The sequence below is a fragment of the Acinetobacter geminorum genome (genome assembly GCF_013009345.1).
Taxonomy (GTDB): Bacteria; Pseudomonadota; Gammaproteobacteria; order Pseudomonadales; family Moraxellaceae; genus Acinetobacter; species Acinetobacter geminorum.
Genome location: NZ_JABELE010000018.1, coordinates 65,871 through 73,142, shown reverse-complemented (window position 1 = coordinate 73,142; position 7,272 = coordinate 65,871). Strand labels below are relative to the sequence as shown.

Below are 7,272 nucleotides of genomic sequence, written 5' to 3'. Positions count from 1 at the left end.
ATTTTAGGTGTAGGCTTATTCATCTCAAAATTATATTGTGGAATAAGCCTTTAGAGATAGGTTTGTGCAACAAAGCCATGTTGAACTAGATAACCGTTGAGCTGTGTAATTATAATTATGGCTCTTTCTTTGTATTCTTCTGATGAGATTTTATTATGAATAGGGAGTATAATTTTATATATAAGTTCAAAATTATACTTTTGTATCATTGATAAAGAATCATATACATAGGGTAAGTGATCTGAAATAGAAAACACCTCTTTAAATGTATGCGTAATGACCGGTTGTTCTATTTCATATATTATATTAGTGATAATATTCATAAACCGATGCAAGGGTGGCTCATTTGCATTTAAGTTGATTAAAATTTCTATACGCTGTATGTAGTCGAAAATTAATTTATCGAGTAAAGCTTTTAATAAACTATCTTTATTTTGGAAATAATGCTGTAAGGTACTTAAACTAATATTCGATTGAGCTGCAACTCCTCGCATACTAAAACCAGAATAACCTTTGGTAAGAAAAACTATCTCAGCATTTTTTAAGATTTGCTTTACTCTTTCTTGTCCTTTTAGTGTGGTAAAGGACTTCTTTATTTGCATAGTATCAAAGGTATCAATTTTGATCATTATCCAGCCTGTAAGTACTATTTAAAAAAAGGCATTCTAAACCATGAAATTAGAAAAATATAAATAAAATATTTAAATTCTATTAAACTAATTATAGGTCATGTGACCTATAATTTTTTAATATCGGTCAGATGACCTAATCTAAAATTAAAAAATAGGTCATGTGACTTATTTTTGTCTTTTAAGTAATAGTTAAAATAGGTCGTGTGACCTGTTTGAATAATAATGAGTTTCTTATGATTTTATTGAATCTATAAATTATTGTATTTGAATAAATATTGACTAGTTTTTATTTGATGGATGATATTTATTTTCTCTATTTCTTAGACTTTTTTTTAAAGTAGGGGTGGGTATTTAGTTAGGTGTTTTTTTAACTGTTAAAGAAAGAATTTTAAATAAATAAACATAGTCTTTTTGTAATATGTGTATACAAGTTAAATAATTGTTATTAAATTGTGAAAAGAATCACAAAATAGTAAAAGGTAGTTTGTTTTATATATAAAACAAATTGGACATATTTTATTTATTGAGTTTGATTCATTTTGTTCTACAAAACTAATCATTATATATGTAGGTTATGAATATGAAAAACATTCAGAAATCACTTCTTGCAGCATTAATAGTTGCTGGTTATGCGGTAAATACTCAAGCGGCTGTTACTGGACAGGTTGACGTTAAATTAAATATCTCAACAGGCTGTACTGTAGGTGGTAGTCAAACTGAAGGGAATATGAACAAGTTTGGTACTTTAGATTTTGGTAAAACTTCTGGTACTTGGAACAACGTATTAACAGCTGAAGTCGCTTCAGCAGCAACAGGCGGTAATATTTCTGTGACTTGTGACGGCACGGATCCTGTTGATTTTACAGTTGCAATTGATGGTGGTGAACGTACAGACCGTACTTTAAAAAATACTGCTTCTGCTGATGTAGTTGCATATAACGTTTATCGCGATGCTGCTCGTACAAACCTTTATGTTGTAAACCAGCCACAACAGTTCACTACAGTGAGTGGCCAAGCTACAGCGGTACCAATTTTCGGTGCAATTGCTCCAAACACTGGCACAGCAAAAGCCCAAGGTGATTATAAAGATACTCTATTAGTTACTGTAAATTTCTAAATATAAAAAGAAATAATTAATTGAGTGGCAGGTTTACTTAAAAGCGAGTGAACCTGTTTTAAATGGAGGGGAGATGATATTTAATCGCGGTTCTATATTTATAATTTCTTATTTTTTAATTTCTTCAATAAATGCGGGTGAAATTGGAGCTAAGTTAACAAATCAAATTGAATTATTACCTTCTTGTTCTATTAATAATAAAGTTGTTGAAAATAATGAGACAAATTTAAATTTCGGAACTGTTGATTTTGGTGAAACCTCAACTGGTTTTAATGGGGTGATCGACGCAAGTTTGATAAATAATGGAAACTCTGGTTTACAGATACAGTGTGCTGGTATTTCTACTGTAAAAATAATATTTGGTTCTGGAAATAATGATAGTAAAGTTCCTGCTTCTTTTTCACATAATTATTATCATGCATTAAGTAATGGTAGAGATTTTGTTGCTTATAACTTGCTCTATGGTTTAGATAAACAAGTGATTAGAGCGAATGATGCTTTTATTCTTAATGATATGAATACTAAAAAGAATATCGATATTTTTGGTCAAGCCATACACGATGGTGGTCGTATATCTAAGGGTGAGTATACAGATATAGTTCCAATTACAATTGAGTTTTAAGAAAATGAAATATTTTTATTTTAAAGCAATATTATTGCTATCTGTAAGTCCATTTGTATATGCAGTAGATCCTCAATTAAATTCTAGTTTTAAAGTTCAGGCTAAAATTGAAAATGGATGCTCAATAGATAATATCGAACAGAAAATGGATTTTGGTCAGTATTCAGCTTTATCAAAAGATAAAGTCGTTTCTAATATTATAAATAGCAAAGAATCTTGGAATATTCGTTGTACTGAAAGCTTGCCTGTTAGTATTTCTATAGATGGTGGTGAAAATCTACAGAATAATATAAGACGTATGAAAAATGGTTCATCTTCGAATTATTTGCCTTATAAGTTATATAATTCTAGCAGTTTGTCTACTGAATATGTTGTCGGTAATAAATATTTATTACCTGCCACAACGCCTACAAACCGTCTGGCAAGTTTTGAAATATATGGTGTCGTTGATTTAGAAAATAATAATGAACCACATACTGCTGGAATTTATAAAGATACTGTTTCAATAATGATTACATGGTGATTTGTATGAACAATTCTGCATTTATTAAAAATGGCATTTTAAAATCTTTTTTATTTGCAAGTACATTATCACTTGTTACACCTGTGATGGCGCAAGCAACTTTTTTAATTTGGCCTATTTATCCAAAAATTGAAGCCAATGAAAAAGCAACAGCGGTTTGGCTTCAAAATACCGGCAAGACCGATGCGATGGTGCAAATTCGGGTGTTTAAATGGAATCAAGATGGCTTAGAAGATAACTATAATGAGCAATCCGAAATTATACCAAGCCCGCCTGTAGCTAAAATTAAAGCAGGTGAGAAGCATATGCTTCGTTTAACCAAAAGCGTCAATTTGCCAGATGGCAAAGAACAGTCATATCGGTTGATTGTAGATGAGTTACCGATTCGCCTTTCTGATGGAAACGAGCAAGACGCTTCTAAAGTGAGTTTCCAAATGCGTTACTCAATTCCGTTATTTGCCTATGGAAAAGGTATTGGTAGTGGTTTAACTGAAGAGAGCCAAAAAGCGAATGCAAAAAATCCTTTAGCCAAACCCGTTTTACAGTGGTCCGTCCGCAACAATGAGAAAGGCCAGTCTGAGCTATATTTAAAAAATAATGGACAGAAATTTGCTCGTCTTTCGGCACTTAAAACTTCAAAAACTGGCAATGATATTTCTTTAGGGAAAGCTGCTTTTGGCTATGTTTTATCGAATAGTACCGTGAAGTTTACTATTGATAAGTCAACTGCAAATGAATTGTTAAAAACTTCTAAAATTTATGGTGTTGATAGCTCTGGCATAAAACAAGAGTTAATCGAAATCACAAAAATGGAGGATCCAACATGATCCTTCGGCATAATAATTTATGCAAAAGTATTTTGCTAATTTTGTTGTCGGGCGGATGCTTAAATATTCCAAATGTTGCTGTTGCTGGCGATTTGCCTCCACCACCAAAAGATATTAACGAAATTAATCAATTGTTTAAGCTATATCTAGACTTGGTTGTAAACCAATATTCAGTTCAGCAGGTTGTGCCTGTCATTGTTAAAAATGATGAGTACTTCATACAAAAAAACAAGCTGATCGATGAGTTAGAAATTCAAATTCCTCAGGAGCTACTGACAAACAACGAGACCGCTTTAACCAATCAAGATATCTTAACTTTGGGGTTTAGTGGTGATGCAAGTGACTGGATATCTTTAGATAAGTTGAAAGATGTAAGCTATGAATATCAATCATCAAACCAATATTTTAAGCTTAACTTTCCACCTGCTTGGATGCCGACTCAAGTTTTAGGTAAAGACTCATGGTATAAGCCTGTCGTTGCTCAGTCTGGTATAGGGCTGCTCAATAACTATGATTTTTATACTTATAGACCCTATCAAGGTGGTTCAACCAGTAGTTTATTTACTGAGCAGCGTTTTTTCTCTCCGTTAGGGGTTATTAAAAACTCTGGTGTCTATGTCAAAAATCAATATAAAAATGAAGGTAACGCCGAGTCTTTAGACAATGATGGCTATCGTCGTTATGACACATCTTGGCAATTTGATAACCAAAATAACGCTACATCTTTTGTACTAGGTGACATTATTACCGGTAGTAAAACGACTTGGGGAAGTTCTGTCCGTCTAGGTGGTTTTCAGGTACAGAGAAATTATTCAACTCGACCCGATTTAATTACCTATCCATTGCCACAGTTTATTGGGCAAGCCGCGTTGCCAAGTACAGTCGATTTAATTATTAATGGTCAAAAGACCAGTTCAACAGAGGTACAGTCTGGGCCGTTTATTTTAAACAATGTTCCTTTTATTAATGGTAAAGGGGAAGCCGTTGTGGTCACGACCGATGCAGTCGGGCGTCAGGTTACAACAGCGGTCCCATTTTATATTTCTAATACTTTGCTCAAGCCCGGCTTATTTGATTACTCATTGTCTTTAGGGAAAATCCGTGAAGAGTACGGACTTAAGAACTTTTCTTATGGAAAATTTGCAAGTGCAGCCGATGCCCGTTATGGGGTCAATGACTGGTTTACCGTAGAAGGTCGTACAGAACTTTCTTCAGACTTACAGTTATTGGGTGCAGGGTCTGTACTCAAGCTTGCAAACTTAGGTGTGCTGAGTGCTTCTTTTAGCCAAAGTAAGGCCGATAAGTCTATGTCTGAAGATCGAGCTAAAGATTTAGAGGGTAATCAATATACGGTCGGGTACAGCTATAACCGTAATCGGTTTGGTTTTAGTATTAACCATAACCAGCGCGATGATGAATATACCGATCTTTCACGGCTGCAATATAGCAATTTAATTTCGGTCAATAGCAATAAAAGCTTAACGGCCAATACTTACTTTGCGACCAAAAACTCAGGCACATTTGGCGTCGGTTATATTAATACTAAGGCGAATGACTTTAAAAACCGCTTCTTAAACTTGTCATGGGCACCTGTTTTACCGACTTATATGAATGGTGTGACCGTTTCATTAAGTGCCAACCGTGACTTTATCGAAAAAGAGTGGAGTGCTGCATTTCAGCTTTCGATACCACTGTTCCAACGAAACGCGACTGTGAACTCGGGTTATGCATTTAATAAAGAGGGCGATACGGGTTATGTTAATTTCAACCGTTCTGTGCCGTCTGAGGGCGGTGTGGGTGTCGACTTGACCCGACGCTTTAATGAAAATAGTGAAGATTTAAATCAGGCACGTGTCAATTACCGTAATGGTTATATCAATACCGACTTTGGTATGTCTGGAAACCATGACTATAACTATTGGTTTGGTCTATCTGGTTCACTTATTTATATGGGGGGGGAGATATTTGCTTCAAACCGTTTAGGCGATTCTTTTGCATTGGTCGATACCAACCAAGTACCAGATGTTTTGGTTAGATACGAAAACAGTTTAATTGGTCGTAGTAATAAAAAAGGCCATATTTTTGTGCCATCGGTGACGCCTTATTATTCGGGTAAATACAGCGTCGACCCAATCGATTTACCTTCAAACTTCACAATCACGCAAGTTGAACAACGTATTGCTGCTAAACGCGGCTCGGGTGTTGTGATTAAGTTCCCAGTTCATCAGTCTATTGCTGCCAACGTTTATTTAACTCAAGCAGACGGAAAACCGATGCCTGTTGGTTCAGTCGTGCATAGAGCTGACCAAGAGTCGTCTTATGTGGGAATGGATGGCATTGTCTATTTAGAAAACTTGAAACCTAACAATACCGTAACTGTTCAACGTTCAGATCAGAGCGTATGTAAGGCAGATTTTTCTGTAGATGTAGAGCAAGCCAAGCAACAAATTGTGGTGGTTAAGCCTGTTACGTGTCATGAGGTATCTTTACCATGAAAATAAAAACAAAAAAATTACTCAGCCATTTATGTATCTTTTCTGGACTGATGTTGGCTGGAAATTTGGTTCATGCTGCATGTAGTGTGAGTGCTTCTGGTTCATCTACTATTTCGGTTCCGTCTATTTACCTAATGGAAAACGGTGAGAATTCTTCACAGTTTAATTCTGGTTTGTCATGTACGGGTTTTAGTCTGGCTTTAGCAAACATGACATATCTAAAATATCGAGTTGAACAAATGTCGAATTCGTTTACCAACGCTCAAACCGGAGAAAAGCTCAATGCTGTTATTTTAGATAGTAACAATGAAATCATTAGCTTAGGCCAAGAAAAAGACATGAGTAGCTTTACACTGGTCAATCTTTTTAGCGGGCCAGATGGTAATTTGCCTTTTTATATACGCCTTCCGGCTGGGCAAAGCGTATCACCTGGTGTTTATCAGGCTGATTCACCGTTAAAAGTAAAATGGTTCTATTCGGTACCAGGGGTTGCTATTGCCGGAATCGGTATATTCTTTGAAAGTCCAGGGTTTAAACGCGGGGTATTGGGTATCGGTTTTAACTGGGGAACTGGAACAGACTCGCTTGGTTCACTGTCAATTACTGTACTTCCGGACTGTCGAATTTTAGCTCAAGACGTAAACTTTGGTACAGCAGCGTTTGCGTCCAAGCTTGAACCTGTTCAGTCATCTATGGGAATACGATGTTCTGTGAATACGCCGTATTATGTCAGTTTAAACAATGGACTTTCCCCGCAAAATGGCGACCAACGAGCTATGAAGTCGCAAACGGGTAATACATTTTTAAAATACGATATTTTCAAGAACTCATCGAATGATCGATGGGGAAGCGGTAACGAGCGTTGGTCGAGTTTAAATGCAACGATTAACCCAGGCGTACATAATGGAGTAACTCAGCAGAATTATGTGTTTACCACAAAAATTGTTGATGAAAACGCAGATACAGTACCAGCGGGAACTTACCAAGACACGGTCACGGTACAAGTCGAGTTTTAAAGACTATTTGCTTTTTATAAAAGATAAAAGCTCAGTTCAT

Annotated in this window: 7 protein-coding genes; 6 read left to right on the top strand and 1 reads right to left on the bottom strand. The window is 35.6% G+C overall.

Annotated elements, in window-relative coordinates; all coding sequences use genetic code 11:
• Nucleotides 1–50: 50 nt before the first annotated feature.
• Nucleotides 51–629 carry a TetR/AcrR family transcriptional regulator gene (locus tag HJG58_RS15900; RefSeq protein ID WP_170249622.1) on the bottom strand — a complete coding sequence of 193 codons (579 nt, stop codon included), beginning with the start codon at nt 627–629 and terminating at the stop codon, nt 51–53.
• A gap of 583 nt (nt 630–1,212) precedes the next feature.
• Between HJG58_RS15900 and csuAB the strand changes: the two genes are divergently transcribed.
• The 6 genes from csuAB (at nt 1,213) to csuE (ending at nt 7,232) form a co-directional block, all read left to right on the top strand.
• On the top strand, nt 1,213–1,749 hold the full coding sequence (csuAB, locus tag HJG58_RS15895) for a Csu fimbrial major subunit CsuAB (protein ID WP_002049140.1): 537 nt from the start codon (nt 1,213–1,215) through the stop codon (nt 1,747–1,749).
• 73 nt (nt 1,750–1,822) lie between these two features.
• Nucleotides 1,823–2,371 carry a spore coat protein U domain-containing protein gene (locus tag HJG58_RS15890; protein ID WP_171545321.1) on the top strand — a complete coding sequence of 183 codons (549 nt, stop codon included), beginning with the start codon at nt 1,823–1,825 and terminating at the stop codon, nt 2,369–2,371.
• Nucleotides 2,372–2,375: 4 nt separating this feature from the next.
• Nucleotides 2,376–2,894: a Csu type fimbrial protein gene (locus HJG58_RS15885; protein WP_170249621.1), complete on the top strand. Its 519-nt coding sequence runs from the start codon at nt 2,376–2,378 to the stop codon at nt 2,892–2,894.
• Nucleotides 2,888–3,721, top strand: a complete 834-nt coding sequence (gene csuC, locus HJG58_RS15880) for a Csu fimbrial biogenesis chaperone CsuC (RefSeq protein ID WP_170249620.1) — start codon at nt 2,888–2,890, stop codon at nt 3,719–3,721. The genes HJG58_RS15885 and csuC overlap by 7 nt, the downstream gene beginning before the upstream one ends.
• A complete protein-coding gene (gene csuD / locus HJG58_RS15875) occupies nt 3,718–6,216 on the top strand; it encodes a Csu fimbrial usher CsuD (RefSeq protein ID WP_170249619.1) in 2,499 nt (832 codons plus the stop codon). The genes csuC and csuD overlap by 4 nt, the downstream gene beginning before the upstream one ends.
• Nucleotides 6,213–7,232, top strand: coding sequence for a Csu fimbrial tip adhesin CsuE (csuE, locus tag HJG58_RS15870; protein WP_170249618.1), 1,020 nt, complete (start codon nt 6,213–6,215; stop codon nt 7,230–7,232). Before csuD ends, csuE begins: the two co-directional genes overlap by 4 nt.
• Nucleotides 7,233–7,272 lie beyond the last annotated feature (40 nt).